This window comes from Pseudomonas sp. JV245A (assembly GCF_032424515.1).
Lineage (GTDB): Bacteria > Pseudomonadota > Gammaproteobacteria > Pseudomonadales > Pseudomonadaceae > Aquipseudomonas > Aquipseudomonas protegens.
This window is the reverse complement of the sequence record NZ_VYKE01000077.1, coordinates 1-20,486: the sequence shown is the minus strand read 5'-3', so window position 1 is coordinate 20,486 and position 20,486 is coordinate 1. Positions and strand designations below refer to the sequence as shown.

General features: G+C 64.8%; 18 protein-coding genes and 2 pseudogenes. 11 read left to right on the top strand and 9 right to left on the bottom strand.

Features of this window, described 5'->3' with window-relative positions:
- Positions 1-28: 28 nt before the first annotated feature.
- Positions 29-1,399, bottom strand: coding sequence for a gluconate:H+ symporter (locus F6S12_RS19730; protein WP_011063465.1), 1,371 nt, complete (start codon positions 1,397-1,399; stop codon positions 29-31).
- A 248-nt stretch (positions 1,400-1,647) separates the two neighbouring features.
- On the opposite strand from F6S12_RS19730, the gene F6S12_RS19725 reads away from it, so the two are divergent.
- Positions 1,648-2,544, top strand: coding sequence for a cation diffusion facilitator family transporter (locus F6S12_RS19725; RefSeq protein ID WP_015637028.1), 897 nt, complete (start codon positions 1,648-1,650; stop codon positions 2,542-2,544).
- A 57-nt stretch (positions 2,545-2,601) separates the two neighbouring features.
- Here the strand turns inward: F6S12_RS19725 and F6S12_RS19720 are convergent, their stop codons facing one another.
- Positions 2,602-3,276, bottom strand: coding sequence for a heavy metal response regulator transcription factor (locus F6S12_RS19720; protein ID WP_011063463.1), 675 nt, complete (start codon positions 3,274-3,276; stop codon positions 2,602-2,604).
- A gap of 386 nt (positions 3,277-3,662) precedes the next feature.
- Between F6S12_RS19720 and F6S12_RS19715 the strand changes: the two genes are divergently transcribed.
- The 3 genes from F6S12_RS19715 (at position 3,663) to F6S12_RS19705 (ending at position 9,447) form a co-directional block, all read left to right on the top strand.
- Positions 3,663-4,913, top strand: a complete 1,251-nt coding sequence (locus F6S12_RS19715) for a TolC family protein (protein ID WP_011063462.1) — start codon at positions 3,663-3,665, stop codon at positions 4,911-4,913.
- A gap of 200 nt (positions 4,914-5,113) precedes the next feature.
- Positions 5,114-6,283, top strand: coding sequence for an efflux RND transporter periplasmic adaptor subunit (locus F6S12_RS19710; protein WP_019093561.1), 1,170 nt, complete (start codon positions 5,114-5,116; stop codon positions 6,281-6,283).
- 26 nt (positions 6,284-6,309) lie between these two features.
- Positions 6,310-9,447 carry a CusA/CzcA family heavy metal efflux RND transporter gene (locus tag F6S12_RS19705; protein WP_011063460.1) on the top strand — a complete coding sequence of 1,046 codons (3,138 nt, stop codon included), beginning with the start codon at positions 6,310-6,312 and terminating at the stop codon, positions 9,445-9,447.
- Between the two features lie 305 nt (positions 9,448-9,752).
- Here F6S12_RS19705 and F6S12_RS19700 read toward each other — a convergent pair whose 3' ends face one another.
- Both F6S12_RS19700 and F6S12_RS19695 read right to left on the bottom strand, forming a co-directional pair.
- The gene (locus F6S12_RS19700; protein WP_011063459.1) at positions 9,753-9,974 is read right to left on the bottom strand and encodes a hypothetical protein; all 222 of its coding nucleotides are present in this window, start codon (positions 9,972-9,974) and stop codon (positions 9,753-9,755) included.
- 176 nt (positions 9,975-10,150) lie between these two features.
- Complete coding sequence (locus F6S12_RS19695; protein WP_015637023.1) at positions 10,151-11,479, bottom strand: OprD family porin; 1,329 nt, start codon at positions 11,477-11,479, stop codon at positions 10,151-10,153.
- Positions 11,480-11,800: 321 nt separating this feature from the next.
- Here F6S12_RS19695 and F6S12_RS19690 point away from each other — a divergent pair, with 321 nt between their 5' ends.
- The gene (locus tag F6S12_RS19690; protein WP_015637022.1) at positions 11,801-12,133 is read left to right on the top strand and encodes a DUF2790 domain-containing protein; all 333 of its coding nucleotides are present in this window, start codon (positions 11,801-11,803) and stop codon (positions 12,131-12,133) included.
- A 60-nt stretch (positions 12,134-12,193) separates the two neighbouring features.
- On the opposite strand, the gene F6S12_RS19685 is transcribed toward F6S12_RS19690, so the two are convergent.
- Positions 12,194-12,688: a RidA family protein gene (locus F6S12_RS19685; RefSeq protein WP_011063456.1), complete on the bottom strand. Its 495-nt coding sequence runs from the start codon at positions 12,686-12,688 to the stop codon at positions 12,194-12,196.
- Positions 12,689-12,904: 216 nt separating this feature from the next.
- Here F6S12_RS19685 and F6S12_RS33875 point away from each other — a divergent pair.
- The 4 genes and pseudogenes from F6S12_RS33875 to F6S12_RS33860 all read left to right on the top strand — a co-directional run.
- Positions 12,905-13,675 (top strand): annotated as a pseudogene (locus tag F6S12_RS33875) (PAS domain-containing protein); the annotation flags it as partial.
- Complete coding sequence (locus F6S12_RS33870; RefSeq protein ID WP_256656579.1) at positions 13,661-14,221, top strand: methyl-accepting chemotaxis protein; 561 nt, start codon at positions 13,661-13,663, stop codon at positions 14,219-14,221. The pseudogene F6S12_RS33875 and the gene F6S12_RS33870, both read left to right, overlap by 15 nt.
- Positions 14,222-14,494: 273 nt before the next feature.
- Positions 14,495-15,271 (top strand): annotated as a pseudogene (locus F6S12_RS33865) (PAS domain-containing protein); the annotation flags it as partial.
- The gene (locus F6S12_RS33860; RefSeq protein ID WP_370059450.1) at positions 15,266-15,811 is read left to right on the top strand and encodes a methyl-accepting chemotaxis protein; all 546 of its coding nucleotides are present in this window, start codon (positions 15,266-15,268) and stop codon (positions 15,809-15,811) included. The pseudogene F6S12_RS33865 and the gene F6S12_RS33860, both read left to right, overlap by 6 nt.
- A gap of 39 nt (positions 15,812-15,850) precedes the next feature.
- Here F6S12_RS33860 and F6S12_RS19670 read toward each other — a convergent pair whose 3' ends face one another.
- From F6S12_RS19670 to F6S12_RS19660, 3 genes are all read right to left on the bottom strand, one after another.
- Positions 15,851-16,378, bottom strand: coding sequence for a GNAT family N-acetyltransferase (locus F6S12_RS19670; protein ID WP_015637021.1), 528 nt, complete (start codon positions 16,376-16,378; stop codon positions 15,851-15,853).
- Between the two features lie 53 nt (positions 16,379-16,431).
- Positions 16,432-17,340, bottom strand: a complete 909-nt coding sequence (locus F6S12_RS19665; RefSeq protein ID WP_019093558.1) for a LysR family transcriptional regulator — start codon at positions 17,338-17,340, stop codon at positions 16,432-16,434.
- Positions 17,341-17,449: 109 nt separating this feature from the next.
- Positions 17,450-18,223 (bottom strand): SDR family oxidoreductase, encoded by a 774-nt coding sequence (locus tag F6S12_RS19660; protein ID WP_015637019.1) that lies wholly within the window; start codon positions 18,221-18,223, stop codon positions 17,450-17,452.
- Between the two features lie 164 nt (positions 18,224-18,387).
- Between F6S12_RS19660 and F6S12_RS19655 the strand changes: the two genes are divergently transcribed.
- The gene (locus tag F6S12_RS19655; protein ID WP_011063450.1) at positions 18,388-18,993 is read left to right on the top strand and encodes a flavin reductase family protein; all 606 of its coding nucleotides are present in this window, start codon (positions 18,388-18,390) and stop codon (positions 18,991-18,993) included.
- 1 nt (position 18,994) lies between these two features.
- On the opposite strand, the gene F6S12_RS19650 is transcribed toward F6S12_RS19655, so the two are convergent.
- The gene (locus F6S12_RS19650; RefSeq protein ID WP_315869233.1) at positions 18,995-20,077 is read right to left on the bottom strand and encodes an SDR family oxidoreductase; all 1,083 of its coding nucleotides are present in this window, start codon (positions 20,075-20,077) and stop codon (positions 18,995-18,997) included.
- Positions 20,078-20,172: 95 nt separating this feature from the next.
- On the opposite strand from F6S12_RS19650, the gene F6S12_RS19645 reads away from it, so the two are divergent.
- The coding region (locus tag F6S12_RS19645) for a LysR family transcriptional regulator (RefSeq protein ID WP_315869232.1) at positions 20,173-20,486 on the top strand (314 nt) is incomplete at its 3' end.

The window sequence follows — 20,486 nt, the reverse complement described above, 5'->3', positions numbered from 1 at the left end:
GGGCTGGCCTGCCCACCACGGCCAGCGGTTATTGCAACCAGTGCCAGAGCAGCAGCGTCCCCACCAGCCCGACCACGGAAACAATGGTCTGCAGCACCGACCAGACCCAGAGTGTCTGCTTGAGTTGCAGGCCGAAATACTCGCGCACCATCCAGAACCCGGCGTCGTTCACGTGGCAGAAGAACACCGAGCCGGCGCCGATGGCCAGCGCCACCAGGGAGCTTTGGGTGGCGGCCAGACCGGCCATCATCGGCGCCAGGATGCCGGCGGTCGTGGTGGTGGCCACGGTAGCCGAGCCGGTGGCCTGGCGCAGGGCCACGGCGATCAGCCACGCCAGGAGGATATAGGGCAGGTGCGCGCCTTCGGCCACCTTGCTGATGGTCTGGCTGACCCCGGCATCCAGCAGCGTCTGTTTGAGCCCGCCGCCGGCGCCAATGGTCAGCAGCAGCACGGCAATCGGTGCCAGGCTTTTGCGCAGGGTGTTGCCCACCTGGTCCCGAGCCATGCCGTTGGCCCAGCCCAGGCAGATCACCGCGGCGATCACCGCCAGGCCCAGGGCGATCAGGGGTTCGCCGAGAAACTTCAGGGTCAGGGCCAGGGTGTTCTCCGGGCTCATGGCGACCTTGGCCAGGGTGCTGCCGAGCATCAGCAGCACCGGCAGCACAATGATCAGCAGCGACACGCCGAAGCCCGGCTGGCGCGGGGCCTTGGGCGCAGCACTGAACAGCGCGCCGAGCTCCGCCGGTTCGCTGACCTGCAGGCGCTTGGACAACCAGTTGCCATACAGCGGGCCGGCCAGGATCACCGCCGGCACGGCCAGGCACAAGCCCAGCAGCATGGTCAGGCCGAGGTCGGCGTGCAGGGCGCTGACGGCAATCAGCGGGCCCGGGTGCGGGGGCATCAGCGCGTGCAGGGTGGTCATCCCGGCCAGGGCCGGAATGGCGATTTTCAGCAGCGGCAGGCCCGAGCGGCGGGCCATGACGAAAATGATCGGCACCATCATCACCAGCCCCACTTCGAAGAACAGCGGCAGGCCGATGACCATCGCCACCAGGGCCATGACCCAGGGCAACGACTTGCCCTTGCCCAGGCCCAGCAAGGTCGAGGCGATGCGGTCGGCGGCGCCGGACTCGGCCATCAATGCGCCGAGCATCGAGCCCAGGGCAATGATGATCCCGGCCTCGCCGAGAATCGCCCCGGCGCCCTTGCTGAAGGCCTTGGCCACTTCCTCCGGCGGCAGGCCTGCGCCCACCCCGGCAATGAAGGTGCCGATCAGGATCGACAGGAACGGCGGCAGTTTGGTGGCGCTGATCAGCACAATGATGCTGGCGATGGCCACCAGGCAGCAGATGATCAGGCGGGTGTCGTGGACCATCCAGGCGGCAGTCGATACATCCAAGGCGGGACTCCTCAATCGGCTATTTTTATCTGTTACGTTTTGTTTCACTTTTTCGGGAGCATACCCGAGGCGCCCGTCGCAGAGGGCTTATGCGCACTTTTGGTGCATTCGTTAGCCGGCTAACTATGGGTCTGACCTGGATAACCGGCGGATAACCGGCAGATGACAATTCGCTTATCAAGCCCTGGGCACCTGGCCAATCGAACTATCATCAGAGCCACGCTTTACCAGCCAACCGAGGATCTTTCATGGGCGCAGGACACAGTCACGGCCAGGTACGGGCTGGGCATGAACGCAAGTTGTGGATGGCCCTGGGGCTGACCGGCAGCTTCATGCTCGCCGAGGTCATCGGGGCCTTTGTCACCGGCAGCCTGGCGCTGCTGTCGGATGCCGCGCACATGCTCACCGATACCCTGGCGCTGGCCATCTCCCTGGTGGCGATCCAGGTCGCCAAGCGCCCGGCGGACCGCAAGCGTACGTTCGGTTATGCGCGCTTCGAGATCCTCGCCGCGGCGTTCAACGCCCTGCTGCTGTTCGTGGTGGCGTTCTACATTCTGTTCGAGGCCTGGCAACGCCTGCAGGCACCGGCCGAGATCCAGTCCACGGGAATGCTGGTGATCGCGGTGCTGGGGCTGATCGTCAACCTGATCTCCATGGGCCTGCTGGCCTCCGGCAGCAGCCAGAGCCTCAACGTCAAGGGTGCATACCTGGAGGTATGGAGCGACATGCTCGGTTCACTGGGGGTGATCATCGCCGCGCTGGTGATCATGTTCACCGGTTGGGGCTGGGTCGATTCCCTGGTGGCCGCGGCCATCGGCCTGTGGGTGTTGCCTCGGACCTGGACCCTGCTCAAGGAGAGCATGAACGTGCTGCTGCAAGGGGTGCCGGACGGGGTCGACATCGACCAGGTGGAGCAGGCCATACGCCAGGTGCCGGGGATCAGCGACGTGCACGACCTGCATATCTGGGCCCTGACCAGCGGCAAGAACGTGCTTAGCGCGCATCTGGTGGCGCACCTGCAAGGGCGGGATGAACAGGCGATCCTGGCCGAGGTCACCGAGCTGCTACAGGAGCGCTTCGACATTGCCCACGTCACCTTGCAGGTGGAGCAGGCAGGGTTTCATGAGCAGGTGCATGAACATTGAGGGAGCCGCGCTTGCGTCTTGTGCAGGAGCCGGCTTGCCGGCGAACACGGCCGCGCCTCAGTCGCGTTCTTCAAGGACATAACCCACACCGCGCAGGGTGTGGATCAGCTTGCGTTCGAAAGGGTCGTCGATCTTGGCCCGCAGGCGGCGGATCGAGACTTCCACCACATTGGTGTCACAGTCGAAATTCATGTCCCAGACAAAGGAAATGATCTGGGTCCGCGACAGCACCACGCCGCTCTGGCGCATCAGCAGGTGCAGCAGGGCGAACTCCTTGGTGGTCAGGTCGATGCGCTGCTTGCCGCGAAAGGCCCGGTGCCGGCCCTGGTCCAGCTCCAGGTCGGCGACCCGCAGCACATCCGGCACCGGCGCCTGTTCGCTGCGGCGCATCAGGGTGCGGACCCGGGCCAGCAATTCCGGAAACTGGAACGGCTTGACCAGGTAGTCGTCGGCGCCCAGGTCCAGGCCACGGATCTTGTCCGCCAGCCGGCCCTGGGCGGTGAGCATCATCACCCGGGTGCTGCTGTCCTGGCGGATCTGCCCGAGCACGCCCCAGCCGTCGATGTGCGGCAGGTTGATGTCGAGGATCACCAGGTCGTACGCATGCTGGCGAGTCAGGTGCAGGCCGTCCGCGCCGTTGTTGGCGCAATCCACCACGTAGCCACTTTCAGTCAGCCCCTGATGCAGGTAGTCAGCGGTCTTGGGTTCGTCTTCGATGACCAGAATACGCATGAAAATGAGGTTCTCGGCAGGTGGGGGACAGTAACGAAAAGACGCGAATAATCAGCGGGCCAATGCTCGAAAGTTGTGCGGCCCCGTGCCGTATTCGTGTTCTTTAAAGTTCGCTTGCTGGCACTTGAAAAGTGCTCTTGATGTTCACTTCGAATAGCCGGATGTTAATACAGAACCTTGAGCCAGAGCCTTTGCTAACGGATTTGTAATCTTTGCGCCACCCTGCTGATAAGCACTGAAAGTTACAGTTGGCCGAACTTGAAACTCTCCCTGTCAATGGGCGAACTGCTGCAGTTTCATATCGGCCGGAACTCCTGTGGATAAGCGTCGATATGGTGCGCTGCAACTTCGCAGACACTTTGCCTCCATAGGGGCCGGAACTTGTTATGCCGACTTTCCCGAGAATATCTGCCCGGGCAGCACGCACCTGCGTCCTGACCCTGTTGCTGGCCCTGGCGAGCCAATCTGCAAGCGCCGTCGAGCAACCGCTGTTGAGCCTGGACAGCGCCCTGGCTCGAGCCTTTGCCAACAACCCTGAACTGGCCGCCGCACGCTGGGAGATCGACATCGCCCAGGGCGCCCGCCAGCAGGCCGGGCTCATCCCCAACCCGGTGCTGTCGGTGGACGCTGAGGACACCCGCCGGGATTCGCGCACCACTTCGGTCAAGCTCAGCCAGGCCCTGGAGCTGGGGGGTAAGCGCGGAGCACGGATCGACGTGGCCAGTCGCGGTCAGGAGCTGGCGGCCCTGGAGCTGGAGCGGCGTCGCAACCAGTTGCGTGCGGATGTTCTGGATGCCTATTACACGGCGCTGCGGGCCCAGGAACGCACCCAACTGGCCGGGCGCTCCCTGGCCCTGGCCGAACGGGGCGTGGCGGTAGCCCAGGGCCGGGTCAACGCCGGCAAGGCCTCGCCGGTGGAAGCCACCCGGGCCCAGGTGCAACTGGCCGAGGTGCGCCTGGAACTGAACCGGGGGCAGATGGAGCAGGACAATGCCTACCGACGCCTGGCCATGGTCACTGGCGCGGCCACCAGCGACTTTGCCGGGGTGCAGGAGCAGCCCCAGGCACTGGCGGCGCTGCCGGCCCCGGCACAGTTGCTTGGCCGCCTGCCGGAAACCACCGAACTGCGCCTGGCGGAGCAGGAAGTGGTGCAGCGCGAGGCGTCCCTGGGGCTGGAGAAGGCCCAGCGCATTCCCGACCTGGACGTCAGCGTGGGCAGCCAGTACGACGCCAGCGCCCGGGAGCGGGTCAACCTGGTAGGGCTGTCGATGCCTTTGCCGCTGTTCAATCGCAACCAGGGCAACGTGCTGTCCGCCGCCCGCCGCGCCGACCAAGCCCGGGACCTGCGCAACGCCACCGAATTGCGCTTGCGTACCGAAACCCGCCAGGCCCTGGAACAGTGGAACACCGCCCGGGGCGAGGTGCAGTCCTTCAACCAGACCATCCTGCCCGCCGCCCAGCGTGCGGTGGACAGCGCCACCCAGGGCTTCGAGATGGGCAAGTTCAGCTTTCTCGACGTTCTCGATGCTCAACGCACCCTGATCGGCGCGCGTACCCAGTACCTCGCCGCGGTGGCGCAAACCACCGATGCCTGGGTACGGATCGAGCGCATCTACGGCGACCTCAGCCGTTGGTGAAACCCTGGCTGATGGGCCTGGCGTGCCTTGCCGCGTTGCTGGTGAGCGACTGCAGTGGCGCACCCCCGACAGCCCCCGAAGACCCACCCGCGCATTGGTGCGTGCATGAGCTGCATCGGGCCATTGGTCAATGGCTGTTTCCCTCTACCCCGTAAGGCAGCGCCTGGCGCTACCGACCCTCGATCGATTCAGGAGTCCCCATGGATAAAAAACGCAGCCTTGTTCTGGCCAGCACGGCAGTGGTCGGCCTCGGGCTGGCGGCCTTGCTGCTGCCGGGCCTGTTCGCCAGCCCGGTAACGGTGCCCCAGGCCGAGGAGGCCGGGCACGGCGCCCAGGAGCCCGAGGGCCATCTGGAACTCAGCCCGGAACAGATCCAGGCCGCCGGCATCGAGCTGGCCGCAGCCGGTCCGCGGCGCCTCAACCGGGTACTCAGCCTGCCGGGAGAGATCCGCTTCGACGAGGACCGTACCTCGCACATCGTGCCCCGGGCCGCCGGTGTGGTGGAGTCGGTACAGGTCAACCTCGGCCAGGCGGTCAAGCGCGGCGAACTGCTGGCGGTGATCGCCAGCCAGCAGATCTCCGACCAGCGCAGCGAGCTGGCCGCCGCCGGGCGGCGGGTGGAACTGGCCCGTACCACCTTCCAGCGCGAGCGCCAGTTGTGGGTCGACCAGATCTCCGCCGAGCAGGATTACCTGCTGGCACGCCAGGCCCTGCAAGAGGCGGAAATCGCCCTCAACAATGCCCGGCAGAAGATGAATGCCCTGAGCGGCAGCGCCCAGTTGGTGGGCGGCAACCGCTATGAAATGCGCGCGCCGTTCGACGGTGTGGTGGTGGAAAAACACCTGAGCGTGGGCGAAGTGGTGGGCGAAACCAGCGCCGCGTTCACCCTCTCGGACCTGTCCCGGGTCTGGGCCACCTTCGGCGTGTTTCCCAAGGACCTGGACAAGGTCCGGGTCGGCCAGCCGGTGCAGGTCAGCTCCAGTGAGCTGGGGACCCAGGTCCAGGGCCAGGTGGCCTACGTCGGCAGCCTGCTGGGGGAACAGACCCGCACCGCCACGGTGCGGGTGACCCTGGCCAACCCCAATGACGCCTGGCGCCCGGGGCTGTTCGTCTCGGTACAGGTGGCCACCGAAGCCTTCGACGCACCGGTCAGCGTGCCGCAGACGGCGATCCAGACCGTGGAAGACCGGCCCTCGGTGTTCGTCCGCGTGGCCGAGGGGTTCCAGGCCACGCCTGTGGTCACCGGGGCCAGCCAGGACGGTTTTGTCGAGATCCGCGAGGGCCTCGAAGCCGGGGCCCAGGTAGCCGCCCGCGGCAGCTTTACCCTTAAGTCCGAACTGGGCAAGGGCGCGGCCGACCACGGCCATTGATCGGCCTCATCAGAGAGTGACTTCCCATGTTTGAACGCATCATTCAATTCGCCATCGAGCAGCGCATCATCGTCCTGCTGGCGGTGCTGCTGATGGCCGGCGTCGGCATCGCCAGCTACCAGAAGCTGCCGATCGACGCGGTGCCGGACATCACCAACGTCCAGGTGCAGATCAACTCCGCGGCGCCGGGGTTCTCGCCCCTGGAAACCGAACAGCGCATCACTTTTCCCATCGAGACGGCCATGGCCGGCCTGCCGGGGTTGCAGCAGAGCCGGTCGCTGTCGCGCTCGGGGTTGTCCCAGGTAACCGTGATCTTCAAGGACGGCACCGACCTGTTCTTCGCCCGCCAACTGGTCAACGAGCGCCTGCAAGTGGCTCGCGAGCAATTGCCCGACGGTGTGGAGGCGGTGATGGGGCCGATTTCCACCGGGCTCGGGGAGATCTTCCTGTGGACCGTGGAGGCCGAGGAGGGCGCCCGCAAGGAGGACGGTACGCCCTACACCCCCACCGACCTGCGGGTGATCCAGGACTGGATCATCAAGCCGCAACTGCGCAACGTGCAGGGCGTGGCCGAGATCAACACCATCGGCGGCTTTGCCAAGGAGTACCAGATTGCCCCGGACCCCAAGCGCCTGGCGGCCTACAAGCTGACCCTGAGCGACCTGGTGACGGCCCTGGAGCGCAACAACGCCAACGTCGGCGCCGGCTACATCGAGCGCAGCGGCGAGCAGTTGCTGATCCGCGCGCCGGGGCAACTGGCGTCCATCGAGGACATCGCCAACATCGTCATCAGCAGCAGCGACGGCACGCCGATCCGCGTGCGCAACGTGGCCGACGTGCAGATCGGCCGCGAGTTGCGCACCGGCGCGGCCACCGAGAATGGCCGGGAAGTGGTGCTGGGCACCGTGTTCATGCTGATCGGCGAGAACAGCCGTACCGTGTCCCAGGCGGTGGCGAAGAAACTTGAGGAGATCAACCGCTCGCTGCCCGAAGGCGTGGTGGCGGTCACGGTGTACGACCGCACCAACCTGGTGGAAAAGGCCATCGCCACGGTGAAGAAGAACCTCTTCGAGGGCGCGCTGCTGGTGATCGTGATTCTGTTCCTGTTCCTGGGCAATATCCGCGCGGCGCTGATCACCGCCCTGGTGATCCCGCTGTCCATGCTGTTCACCTTCACCGGCATGTTCAGCAACAAGGTCAGCGCCAACCTGATGAGCCTCGGTGCCCTGGACTTCGGCATTATCGTCGACGGCGCGGTGGTCATCGTCGAGAACGCCATCCGCCGCCTGGCCCATGCCCAGCAGCACCACGGGCGCATGCTGACCCGCTCCGAACGGCTGCATGAAGTCTTTGCCGCGGCCAAGGAAGCCCGGCGCGCGCTGATCTTCGGCCAGTTGATCATCATGGTGGTGTACCTGCCGATCTTTGCCCTTACCGGGGTGGCCGGGAAAATGTTCCACCCCATGGCCTTCACTGTGGTCATGGCGTTGCTGGGGGCGATGATTCTCTCGGTGACCTTCGTTCCGGCAGCCATCGCGCTGTTCGTCACCGGCAAGGTCAAGGAAGAGGAAAACCTGCTGATGCGCAGCGCCAAGCGCGGCTACGCCCCGGTGCTGGACTGGGTGATGGCCCGGCGTGGCCTGACCTTCGCCCTGGCCGGCTTGATCCTCGCTGGCAGTGCGCTGCTGGCCAGCCGCATGGGCAGTGAATTCATCCCCAGCCTCAGCGAAGGCGACTTTGCCCAGCAGGCCCTGCGGGTGCCCGGCACCAGCCTCACTCAGTCGGTGGACATGCAGCAGCGCCTGGAGAAAACCCTGCTGGCGCAAGTGCCGGAGATCGAGCGGGTGTTCGCCCGCACCGGCACCGCGGAGATCGCCTCGGACCCGATGCCGCCGAATATTTCCGACAGCTACCTGATGCTCAAGCCCAAGGCCCAGTGGCCGGACCCGAACAAGTCGCGGGAGGCGCTGATCGCTGATATCCAGCGTGCCAGTGCCCTGGTGCCGGGCAGCGCCTACGAGCTGTCGCAGCCGATCCAGCTGCGCTTCAACGAGCTGATTTCCGGGGTGCGCAGCGATGTTGCGGTGAAGGTGTTTGGCGATGACATGGCGGTGCTGAACAAGACCGCTACGCAAATTGCCACGGCCTTGCAGAGCTTGCCTGGCGCCTCGGAAGTCAAGGTCGAGCAGACCTCGGGGCTGCCGGTGCTGACCATCAATATCGATCGCGACAAGGCCGCACGTTTCGGCCTCAACGTGGGGGACGTGCAAGACACCATCGCCGTTGCGGTGGGCGGGCGCCAGGCCGGCACCCTGTACGAAGGCGACCGGCGCTTCGATATGGTGGTGCGCCTGTCCGATCAACTGCGCACCGATATCGACGGCCTGTCCCGGCTGCTGATTCCCATACCGGCGACGGCGGGCACGGCCAACGGGCAGATCGGCTTCATCGCCCTGTCGGAAGTGGCCAGCCTCGATCTGGTGCTGGGCCCCAATCAGGTCAGCCGGGAAAACGGCAAGCGCCTGGTGATCGTCAGCGCCAACGTGCGCGGGCGGGATATCGGCTCCTTCGTCGAAGAGGCCACGGGCCTGATTGCCGAGAAGGTCAAAGTCCCGGCCGGCTACTGGACGACGTGGGGCGGTCAGTTCGAACAATTGCAGGAAGCCTCCCAGCGCCTGCAGGTGGTGGTACCGGTGGCCTTGCTGCTGGTGTTCGGGCTGCTGTTCATGATGTTCAACAACCTCAAGGATGGCCTGCTGGTGTTCACCGGGATTCCCTTCGCCCTGACCGGCGGGATCATGGCCCTGTGGCTGCGGGACATACCGCTGTCGATCTCGGCGGGGGTGGGCTTCATTGCCTTGTCCGGGGTCGCCGTGCTCAACGGCCTGGTGATGATTGCCTTTATCCGCAACCTGCGAGAGGAAGGGCGCTCGTTGTCCCTGGCGATTCATGAAGGCGCCCTGACCCGACTGCGCCCGGTACTGATGACCGCCCTGGTGGCCTCCCTGGGCTTCATCCCCATGGCCCTGGCCACCGGCACCGGCGCCGAAGTGCAACGGCCCCTGGCCACGGTAGTGATTGGCGGCATCCTGTCCTCCACCATCCTCACCTTGCTGGTGCTGCCTGCCCTGTACCAATGGGCGCATCGCAGGGAAGAAGACTGATCGCTTGCCAGCGAAGGTGACCTTACGGACGCCTTCGCTGGCAAGCCAGCTCCTACGGGGGAGCCACCGGCCCACCGCTCAGAATCGAACCGACACACTGTAGGAGCCGGCTTGCCGGCGAAGGCGATCTCGTGGGCGCTTTCGCCGGCAGGCCAACTCCTGAGGGGATGGTTTTCATGGGGGACCGCGCAGGTGTGCCAGGCAAAAAAAAAGCGCCCCAAGGGGGCGCTAAAAATTCATCTCTTTCCAAAGGAGCATCAGAAAAAACGCTTCAAGAGATGAATGTGCTCGGTAGGCAATCGCTGTCAGATGTCTTCTTCGGCCGTGGTGGGCGCAGAAGCATCGCGAGGGGCTTTGCCGGTGCTGCCGGTGGCGGCTGTTTCCTGGTTGGCGTCGCCGTGGATCTGTTCCTGGCTGGCCAGGAAAGCTTCGCGGACCTGCTGTGGGCGTTCGCTGCCATCAGCGGCCCAGGTGGCGGAGCTGGTTGTGGCCAGTAGGCCGATCAATAACAGTTGGGTTGGGCGCATGAGCTTCTCCTGACACGTTGGGCGGCCGTGAAAAACACGGTGGCTGCCAGTGTGTCCGGGAGTATATGAAGGCCAACCTAACGAGAAGGTGAGGCCGATATTACAGTTCTGAAAGGCATGAGTCTGTGAAGAAGTTTTAACACCGGGCAGGCCTGGCGCCTGCCCGGAGCCGCTCTCTAGAGCAGGGCCAGGGGGTACTCGACGATCAGGCGAAACTCTTCCAGGTCGGATTCGAACTGGCTGGAACGGATGGTCGCCTGGCGGATGCGCAGGGACAGATCCTTGAGGCTGCCGCCCTGGAACACGTACTTGGCTTCGATATCCCGCTCCCAGCGGCGCTGGTCGGTCAGTGGGTCACCTGCCGCATCGCGGCGCATGTACACCGAGTTGGCGTGGCTGTAGTCGGCGCCGCTGCCGCGGGCGTAGCGGGTCATGAACGACAGGCCGGGAATGCCCAGGGGCTGCATGTCGAGGTCGTAGCGGACCATCCACGAGCGTTCCTTGGGCGAGTTGAAGTCGCTGTACTGGATCGAGTTGTCGAGGAAGATCGAGTCCGACTGGCGCAGGTAGTCGAAGTCGTCGTTGCCGTTGTTGCGCTGATGCGACAGGGCCAGGGTGTGGGCGCCGTAGGTGGCGCCGACCTTGGCGCTCCAGATGTTGTTGTCGAGCTCGCCCAGGAGCTTCTTGCCCTCATCGACGGCCTTGTAATAGTTGAAGCCGCTGAACAGGCTCAGTTGGTCGGACAGCGGGTAGTTGCCCGCGACGCCGAAGTAGTACTGGTCCCAGGCGTCCTTCAGGCGGCTGCTGTAGAGGCTGAAGTTGAGATTGGAGTTGAGCCGGTAGTCGCCGCCGAAGTAGCCGACCCAGGGCGAGTCCACCTTGCCGGCGTAGAAGGTGGCGAAGCCATCGCGCATGCCACTGCTGTCGGGCTGGCTCATGGCATGCAGGCGGCCGCCCTGCAGGTTGAGGCCGTCGATGCTGGTGTTCTCCAGGGTCACCCCGCGAAAGCTTTCCGGCAGCAGGCGGGAGTCGCCGTAGTGCACCACGGGGGTCTTGGGAAACACATCGCCGACTTTCACCACGGTATCCAGGGCTCGCATTTTCACCGCACCCCCAGCCTTGCCGTAGCTGTCGGCGGGCCGGTTGTCGTGGTTCAGCGGCAGCATGCCGAAGGAGCCACCGCCGCCGCTGCGGCCGGTGCCAGAGTCGAGCTTGAGGCCGTACATGGCAAAGGCATCGAGGCCAAAGCCCACCGTGCCCTGGGTGAAGCCGGATTCGAACTGGCCGATCAGGCCCTGGGCCCAGGCTTCGGAATAGCCGTTGCCGGTGGGGCTGGACTGGCCCTTGCGGTCGTCGCGGTTGAAGTAGAAGTTGCGCAGCAGCAGGTCGAGGCGGCTGCCTTCGACAAAGCCTTCGGGCCGTTCCTCGGCGGCCACTGCCGCCATAGGGCTGAGCCCCAGTACCGCAGCGAGCACGGACAGGGACAAGGGGGGATTGATACGCATGGGGGTCGCTCCTGAGTGTTGGCAGCTATCAACTTTTATATCGCCAGAGGCGTTCTTATTGGGCTCGACCGGCAGGCGTCGCAACGCCTGCCCAGTCGCTGTCGATAGTTGCAAACGGCAGATAACGGCGGGGTGACCCGGTCATTACAATTGTGCAAGAAAGCCGTCCAGGGCCCGGGCCAAAACCCCGACGGGCCGGGGGTTATCCCGGGTAGGGCGGGCTGTCGGCAGCGCCCATTACAGATAAGTAATCTGCCCGCGATCATCCTGACAGGGTCGGTTGCTTATCCTCGCTGGCGTCAACTGGACGAGGAAACTGTGATGAAAGCAATCAACCTGAGTCTCGCCGCGCTGCTGTTGAGCCTGGCTTCCCTGGCGCAGGCCGAAGGGGGAGGCGACCGTACGTTCGCCCGGGCCATGGTGGAAAACCAGAAGGCCATGGAGCGCTATGCGGCGAACCAGGGCAAGCCGGCGCCGGTGGTGCAGGCGTACCGCTACGGCATGAAGCTGGATGTCGCCAAGGTGGTCAACGTGACCCCGCCGATCAAGTCCTGCGAGGTGGTGCCTTCGCGCATGACGTATGAGGATTCCGCCGGCCAGCTCAAGACCATCGAGTACCAGGTCATGGGCCAGTGCCGCAACAACGGCAGTTGATGGGCCGCCGGCGCTGCTGTGCCGGGCCCGCAGGGGTGGGCCCGGCCAGCGTGGCTGTACTCAGTCGTTGCCGGAGCCGGGGTGCAGGGCGACGATCATGTCCACTTCCACCGAGGCATTCTTGGGCAATTGATAGACCCCCACCGAGGTCCGGGTGTGTACGCCGGCGTCGGCAAAGATCGAATAGAGGACTGCGGAGGCGCCGTCTGCCACTTCGCTCTGCTGGGTGAAGTCCGCCGCGCTCTGTACATAGACGTTGATCCGCAGGATGCGCTTGATCCGCTGCAGGTCGCCGAGCATCTGCTCGAGGATCGCCAGGGCCCGCAGGGTGCAGATCTGCGCCCCGTGCCGGGCCTGCTCCAGGGAGGTTTCGGCACCGACCCGGCCAACCACCATCACGGTATTGTCGATACGCGGGATCTGCCCGCTGACATACACCTCATCGCCATTGCGCACCGCCGGCACGTAATTGCCGCCAATGCGCATCTCGCCTTCGAAACTGTGTCCGACCTGTGCTGCGGCCTGCTGGAAAAGTGCCTTGCGTGATGCATCCATAGTCCAACTCCGTCGATCGCCCTGGAATTTCCCGTCGCCGACTATACGCGCTCCTTGGTTGCGCGAAATCCCCGGCTGCGGGCCCGAATTCCGCGGCCTTGCTGGCTGCGGAATTATTTTTGTCAGACAAGCCTTAATGGCTATTAAGAAAAATCTTTCAGGGCCGATGTTAGGCCCAAAGCAGTCCACTTTTTCAGCCCCCCCCGGTACATCCTCATGTTCAATAAACGCTTGAAGCAGGAGTTGTCGACTCTACGCGAAGAACTTTCGAGCCTTCAGCAAGTGAAGGAGAGCCTTGAAAGCGAGATGCTCGTCATCAACCTGAGCGCCGATGGACGGATTCAGTCGGTCAATCACAATTTCGCCCAGGAAATGCTCTACAAGACTGGCGATCTGGTGGGCCGGGCCCTGGAGGACATCGTCCCGGAACACGTCAAGCATGATGAGTTTCACCTGCGGTTCAAGGCGACCCTGACCCGGGGCGAACACTTTGCCGGGGCGGTGCGGCTGCTGCGCGGCAATGGCCAGGAAGCCTGGCTGCGTTCCATCTCCCAGCCGGTTCGCGACTCCGAGGGGCGGATCAAGTATTTCGCGATCTTCTCCAGCGACCTGACCCGCACCATCGAGGCCTCTCGGGAGCACGAGAACCTGATTGGCGCGCTGATGCGTTCTACCGCGCTGATCGAGTTCGACCTCAACGGCAACGTGCTGACGGCCAATGACCGCTTCCTTTCCAGCATGGGCTACAGCCTGGCGCAGATTCAGGGCAAGCATCACCGCATCTTCTGCGAGCCGGAGGAGTACAACAGCCAGGCCTACCAGGCCTTCTGGAAACGCCTGAACGCCGGGGAGTTCATCGCCGAGCGCTTCAAGCGCATCGACGCTCATGGCCGGGTGGTCTGGCTGGAGGCTTCCTACAACCCGGTCATGGACGCCAACAACAAACTCTACAAAGTGGTGAAGTTCGCCACCGTGATCACCGACCAGGTAAACCAGGAACTGGCCGTGGCCGAGGCGGCGAGCATTGCCTACAACACCTCGCTGCAGACCGACAACAGCGCCCAGCGCGGCACCACGGTGGTTACCGAGGCGGTGAACGTGATGCGCGATCTGGCCAAGCACATGCAGGAGGCCGGCGAAGGCATTGGCGCCCTCAACGAGCAATCCCTGGTGATCGGCAGCATCGTCAAGACCATCAGCGGGATTGCCGAACAGACCAACCTGCTGGCACTCAACGCGGCCATCGAGGCGGCCCGGGCCGGTGAGCAGGGGCGTGGTTTCGCGGTGGTGGCCGATGAAGTCCGGCAACTGGCCTCGCGCACCAGCAAGGCCACCGAGGAAATCGTCGGCGTGGTGCGCCAGAACCAGGACATGGCCCGCGAAGCCGTGGAACTGATGGCCGAAGGCAAGCTGCAGGCCGAGCAGGGGCTGGCCCTGGCGGCGGAAGCCGGCACCGTGATCGTCGAGATCCAGGACGGCGCGCAGAAGGTGGTCAGCGCGGTCGGCCAGTTCGCCAACCAACTGTCCTCCTGATTGCTCCCCAGCACAGTGCTCCCGCCACGGGGCACTGTGGAATTCAGGGCGGCATCGGCCAGCCCCGGCGCCCTTGGCGCCATTCATTTCCCACGCTGAGACACTCGGGCCTGACCGATAGGGCCCCGGGCGACGGCTGCGCCCAAGAAAAACCAAGAAATTTCCTAGAGGCTTGTAGGAAGTGTCTGGAAAGCGCTGCGGGGCTTGGAGAAAGCCCAAACTGCGCCGATGGCTAGGGGTTGTTGTATCCACTCCTAGTCTGTCGGTGTATCCATGTTCAACAAACGTTTGAAGCAGCAACTTGCCACCCTGAGCGACGAGCTGAACGCTCTGCAGCAATTCAAGGCCTGCCTGGAAAGCCAGGTGCTCAATCTCGAACTCGATGGCGAGGGGGCCATCCGCCGGGCCAACCAGAACTTCATCCAGGCCCTGGAACTCGATGGCCAGCCACTGGCCGGCGTGGCCCTGGAGAGCATCATCTCGCGCCACCCGCAGGCTGTGCCGTTGTATCGCGAATTCAAGGCGGCCCTGGGGCGCAACGAAAGCTACACCGGCCAATTGCGCCTGCAACGCGGAGGCGGCCGCGAGGCCTGGCTGCAGGTCTGCGTGCAGCCGATCCGCGATGGCGCCGGGCGGCTCGATCATTACAACCTGATCTGCACCGACCAGAGCGCTTCGGTGGAAAGTGCCTGCGAGCATGAAAACCTGATGGCGGCGCTGCTGCGCTCCTCTGCGGTGATCGAGTTCGACCTGCAAGGCCGGGTGCTGACGGCCAACTCGCGGTTTCTCGCCTGCATGGGCTACCGGCTGGATGAGGTCCAGGGCCAGAACCACCGCCTGTTCTGTGAACCGCAGGAATACGAAGGGCCCGGCTACCAGGAGTTCTGGGCACGGTTGAACGCCGGCGAATACATCGCCCAGCGGTTCAAGCGCATCGACAGCCAGGGCCGGGTGGTGTGGCTCGACGCGTCCTACAACCCGGTGCTGGACGCCAGTGGCCAGCTCTACAAGGTGGTGAAATTCGCCATCCTGATCACCGATCAGGTGAACCAGGAACAACGGGTGGCCGAGGCGGCGGACATCGCCTACAGCATCTCCCGACAGACCGACACCAGCGCCCAGCGCGGCTCGGCGGTGGTCACCGAGACCCTGGACGTGATGCGTGACCTGGCTACCTGCATGCAGCAGGCCGGGGACGGCATCGAAGCTCTGAACGAGCAGTCCCTGGTGATAGCGAGCATCGTCAAGACCATCAGCGGGATTGCCGAACAGACCAACCTGCTGGCCCTCAATGCGGCCATCGAAGCGGCCCGGGCCGGTGAACAGGGGCGGGGTTTTGCGGTGGTCGCCGATGAGGTCCGGCAACTGGCCTCGCGCACCAGCAACGCCACCGACGAGATCGTCGGCGTGGTGCGCCAGAACCAGGACATGGCCCGCTCGGCGGTGGAGCTGATGGCCGAGGGCCGGCAGCAGGCGGAGCAGGGCCTGACCCTGGCAGCGGAGGCCGGCACGGTCATCGTCGAGATTCAGGACGGTGCGCAGAAAGTGGTCAGCGCGGTCGGCCAGTTCGCCAACCAGCTGTCGGCCTGAGGGCGTGGGCGTGCGCCTTGGGGGCGCACGCCCGGGTTGCTAGCGTGGCGCAGGCCCATGGCACTCGTAGTGCAAGCGGTCGAACCACTCGCCGTGCAACAGGAAGCTGCGCCGCGAATGGCCGTAGCAAGAGAAGCCGCAGGCTTCCAGCACCCGCACCGAACCGGTGTTCTGCGGCCGCGCATTGGCTTCGATGCGGCTCAGTTGCAGTTCGCCGAAGGCGCGCAGCAGCACCTGCTGCACCGCAGTGCGGGCAATGCCGCGGCCGTTGAAGCGGGCGCCGACCCGGTAGCCCAGTTCCGCGCAATTGAAGTAGGGGCGCTGCACCCGGTGCAGGTTGACGCGCCCCACCAGCACTGCGTTGTCGCGGATCAGGAACTGATAGCCGCGGTCTGCCTCGGCATCCTCGCACGCCTGGTTTATGGCTTCGGCGACCCCTTCGCGGGAGTAGTAGGTGGCAGGCCGGGCGTTGATCGAGGCTTCGAAGAACGCTCGGTTTTCCCCTTCGAAGGCCAGCAGGTCATCCAGGTCGTCGAGGTGTGGAGCGCTGATGTGCAGGTGGGTCATGGTGCCAGTGCCTCAATCCGTGAAGGCGCTTTCTTCTCACGATCCGCGGGTGTTCAGCAAGCCTCCAGGTGCGGTTTGATCAGTTCGGCGAACCATTCGATGAACACGTTGAGGCGGCGCGAGCGATGGCGCCGGTCGGGGTATAGCGCGCAGATATCCATGGGCGCCACCGGCAGTTCACGGAGCACCTGCACCAGCTCGCCACGGTCCAGCAGGTGCTGCACGTCGAAGCGTGGCACCTGGATCAGCCCCAGCCCCTGCCGGCAGCAGGCGATGTAGTTCTCGACGTTGTTGACGATCACCCGGCTGGGCAGCCCCAGCAGGTGCTCGCGACCTTCCAGCAGGTATTCCCAGGGCTGCTCGCGGCCGGTGTCCGGGGAGGCATAACCGACCATCCACTGGCCGTTCTGCAGGTCCTGGGGGGTGTGGGGCTCGCCCTGTTCGGCCAGGTAGGCGGGGCTGGCGCAGTTGATCAGCGCCAGTTGCCCCAGGGGGCGGGCGACCAGGCTGCTGTCGGCCAGGCTGCCGACGCGGATCGCGCAATCGATGCCTTCCTGGACCAGGTCGATGCTGCGATCGCTGGCGCCCAGGGCCAGTTGCAGGCCGGGGTATTGCGCCAGCCATCGGGGCAGGGCGGGGACGATCAGGCGCCGGGCGATGCGGCTGGGCACATCGATGTTCAAGCGCCCGCTGACGTCTATCTGGCGGTGGTGGAACAACTGGTTGAGTTCGGCGGCGTCTGCCAGCAGGCGCCGCGCCCGTTCCAGCAGAATGGCGCCGTCGGCGGTCAACTGCACGTGGCGGGTGGTGCGGTGCAGCAGTCGGGTGCCGAGGCCGGTTTCCAGTTGCTGCACGGCGGAAGAGACGGTGGCCCGTGGCAGTTCCAGGGCATGGGCAGCCTTGATGAAGCTACCCATGTCGGCCACCTGGATGAACACGCGGTATTGCTCAAGCTTATCCATCGTTTGAACGATCCTGGTTCGGGGGCGCCTGACGGCAGTGGATCGCAGCATCGGCCGAGGCGATCGATGCTGCGGCTCGGCAGGCCAATTTACCCCTTGGGCGCCAGGATTACTTGGTGGTGTAGCCGCCGTTGATCAGTAAGGTCTGGCCAGTGATCCACCAGCCTTCGGTGACCAGGTGGCGAATGAAGGGCACCACGTCCTCGATATCGGTGAGCCCGGTCTTGCTCGAAGGCGACAGGGCTGCGGCGCTCTTGTGGTACGCCACGGCGTCGGCGCCTTCGGCCGGGTAGAAGAATGGGGTATCCATGGGCCCGGGGCCGACGGCAGTCACTGAAATGCCGCGGGCACCGAACTCCTTGGCCGCGGCCCGGGTGAAGTGTTCCACCGGCGCCTTGGAGCCGCCATAGGCGGCATAGAACGGAGTGAAGGCCCCCAGCAGCGAAGTCACCAGGGTCACCAGCTTGCCGTTGTCCTCCAGGTGCTTGCCGGCTTCCTTGATAAAGAAGAAGGCGCTCTTGGCATTGACCGCGAACATCTGGTCGTACTCGTCCTCGCTGATTTCAATGATGGGTTTCTTCAGCACCTTGCCCACGGTGTTGATGGCGATGTCGATCTTGCCGAAGCGCGCCTTGGCCTCGTTGAACAGCTGCTCCACGGCACTGGCGCGGGTGAGGTCGGCCTGCCACGCCTGGGCCTCCACACCCAGGGCCTTGAGTGCCGCCACCGTGGCCTCGGCGTCGGCCCGGCTGGCGTTGCTGTTGTAGTGCACGGCCACCGCCCGGGCACCGTGGCTGGCCAGGTCGCGGGCAATCAGGCCGCCGAGGTTCTTCACGCCACCGGCGATCAGCACGACTTTGTTGTTCAGGGAGTGATCGGTCATGGCGCGGGTCCTTCAACAATTGGGGTGAAGACTGAGTCTAGTGTCTGCACCGCTGTTGATAAGCCGTCGGCGGCTGGACGGATTATCCAGAAAATCCGGCCAATGACCTTGCCTGCCGGCGGCCGCGATGGGGCTACAATCGCAGTTTTTTTCAGGAGCCAGTCATGTCCGATCTTCGTCGCCCGGTACCGCTGGACAAGGCGTACCGCTTGCTCAACCACGGCCCAACGGTGCTGGTCAGCGCAGCCCATGGCGGGCAGCGCAACATCATGGCCGCGGCCTGGGCCATGCCCCTGGATTTCGAGCCGCCGAAAGTCGCCGTGGTGCTCGACAAGTCCACCTGGACCCGACAACTGCTGGAGGCCTCGGGCACCTTCGTGCTCAATGTGCCTTGCGTGGCCCAGGTGGATATCGTGCAGAGCCTGGGCAACAGCTCCGGGCTTGAGCTGAGCCAGGGCGGTAGCGACAAGTTCGCCGCCTACGGTCTGCAGGCCTTTGCCGGCGAGCAACTGGCGGCGCCGCTGCTGGAAGGTTGCGTGGCCTGGCTGGAATGCCGGCTGCTGCCCGAGCCCCACAACCACCAGCAGTACGACCTGTTCCTTGGCGAAGTGATTGCCGCCCAGGCCGATGCCCGGGTGTTCAGCGAAGGGCGCTGGCACTTCGACGGGCACGACCGGCTGCGTACCCTGCACCATGTTGCGGGCGGGCATTTCCTGACCATCGGTGACGCCGTTGACGGTCGGCAACTGCCCCTGGTCGGCGAGCCCTGAGTCAGGGAATCAGCCGGTAATCACGCAGCCGCTGCAACTGTTCGAGCACGCTCTGGTGGCTGTCGATGCAACCGGTAAAGCCGGCCTGGCGGATCTTGATGGTGCTTTGCACCATGTCGTAGCCGGTATTGAGCCAGCCATCGACGAAGGGCCAGGCGGCGATCTGCTCCCAGGGCGTGGGGCGCAGTTGCTGCTCCTGGACAATGCGCGCCCACAGCGGCGCCTTGTCGGCCATCTGCACCCCCAGGTTCATCGGTTGCGGCGCGGCGCTGGCAAGGCCGAAGAACCCGGCGATCTGTGGCCACAGGTGCTGCCAGCGAAAGTGATCGCCATTGGTCACGTTGAAGACCTGCTGCTGTGCATTCGGTGAAGTCAGGGCCCAGAGCACGGCCTGGGCCAGCACCCGGGAATCGGTGGCCTGGTGCAGCGCCGACCAGGCCTGCAGGCTGCCGGGAAAACGCAGTGGCAGGTTCAGTGCCTGGCTGATGGCGGCGAAGCTGGCGATGCCGGTGAGGATGTTCATCGGTGAGTTGAGGCTGGGGCCCATGACCCCGTCCGGGCGCAATACCGTCCAGGCAAAACCCTCGCGTTCGGCTTCATGCCACAACAGGTCTTCCTGATCGTTGTAGAAGATCGGCCCCATGAAGCGCGGGTCGCTTTCCTTGGCTGGCGTCTTATAGGACCCCAGGTGTTCACCGTAGGATTTGCCGCCACCGATCAGCACCACCTGGCGCAACCTGGCTCCGGCCTGGCGCAGGGCCTTGAGGCTGTGCTCCAGCATCGCCAGGTTCGGCGCCACTGTGGCGGCCATGCTTTCCCGCTCGCTGTAGGCGCAGAACACCAGGTCGGTGACGCTGCCCAGTCTGGCAAAGGCGCGGGCGGTGCCGGCGGCGTCCAGCAGGTCGGCGCTGATGTGCGCCGGTGCCGGGCTGCCGTCCAGCAGGCTGGTCGGTGGGCGGCGACGGGCGGCGGTGGTCAGTTGCCAGCCCGGGGTACGGTGCATCAGCTCGACCACTGCGGTGCCGACCACGCCATAGCCGCCGATCACCAGCAAGTGACGGTCCGGGGAAGTTGAAACGCTCATCTTGGATACCTCGAATAAAGGGATCGCCAGCATAGAGTCGGGTCTTTGAGTGAAATAGACTGCCGGCCGGAACAGCATCTGTGAGTTGAATTCATATGGCGGGCAGCGAGATCAACCGGTTTGCCGAGATGGAAACCTTTGTCGCGGTGGTGGAGTGTGGCGGCTTGTCGGCCGCTGCGCGGTTGAGGCAGGTGACGCCTTCCTCGGTGAGCAAGCTGCTGGCGCGGCTTGAAGCACGCCTGGGCGTACGCTTGCTCAACCGCTCCACTCGCCAGTTGCAACTGACCGCGGAAGGCCGCGGCTTCTATGAAAACAGCGTGCGCCTGCTGGCAGACCTGCGAGAAGTGGAGGGTGAGGCCAGCAGCGCCCGGGCTCCGGTGGGCCGGGTGCGGGTCAACACCAGCGCCTC

Excerpts from the sequence above, each read along its gene's own strand:
- F6S12_RS19725 (WP_015637028.1), top strand. The coding sequence starts at position 1,648 with ATGGGCGCAGGACACAGTCACGGCCAGGTACGGGCTGGGCATGAACGC.
- F6S12_RS19720 (WP_011063463.1), bottom strand. The coding sequence starts at position 3,276 with ATGCGTATTCTGGTCATCGAAGACGAACCCAAGACCGCTGACTACCTG.
- F6S12_RS19715 (WP_011063462.1), top strand. The coding sequence starts at position 3,663 with ATGCCGACTTTCCCGAGAATATCTGCCCGGGCAGCACGCACCTGCGTC.
- F6S12_RS19710 (WP_019093561.1), top strand. The coding sequence starts at position 5,114 with ATGGATAAAAAACGCAGCCTTGTTCTGGCCAGCACGGCAGTGGTCGGC.
- F6S12_RS19705 (WP_011063460.1), top strand. The coding sequence starts at position 6,310 with ATGTTTGAACGCATCATTCAATTCGCCATCGAGCAGCGCATCATCGTC.
- F6S12_RS19700 (WP_011063459.1), bottom strand. The coding sequence starts at position 9,974 with ATGCGCCCAACCCAACTGTTATTGATCGGCCTACTGGCCACAACCAGC.
- F6S12_RS19695 (WP_015637023.1), bottom strand. The coding sequence starts at position 11,479 with ATGCGTATCAATCCCCCCTTGTCCCTGTCCGTGCTCGCTGCGGTACTG.
- F6S12_RS19690 (WP_015637022.1), top strand. The coding sequence starts at position 11,801 with ATGAAAGCAATCAACCTGAGTCTCGCCGCGCTGCTGTTGAGCCTGGCT.
- F6S12_RS19685 (WP_011063456.1), bottom strand. The coding sequence starts at position 12,688 with ATGGATGCATCACGCAAGGCACTTTTCCAGCAGGCCGCAGCACAGGTC.
- F6S12_RS19670 (WP_015637021.1), bottom strand. The coding sequence starts at position 16,378 with ATGACCCACCTGCACATCAGCGCTCCACACCTCGACGACCTGGATGAC.
- F6S12_RS19665 (WP_019093558.1), bottom strand. The coding sequence starts at position 17,340 with ATGGATAAGCTTGAGCAATACCGCGTGTTCATCCAGGTGGCCGACATG.
- F6S12_RS19660 (WP_015637019.1), bottom strand. The coding sequence starts at position 18,223 with ATGACCGATCACTCCCTGAACAACAAAGTCGTGCTGATCGCCGGTGGC.
- F6S12_RS19655 (WP_011063450.1), top strand. The coding sequence starts at position 18,388 with ATGTCCGATCTTCGTCGCCCGGTACCGCTGGACAAGGCGTACCGCTTG.
- F6S12_RS19650 (WP_315869233.1), bottom strand. The coding sequence starts at position 20,077 with ATGAGCGTTTCAACTTCCCCGGACCGTCACTTGCTGGTGATCGGCGGC.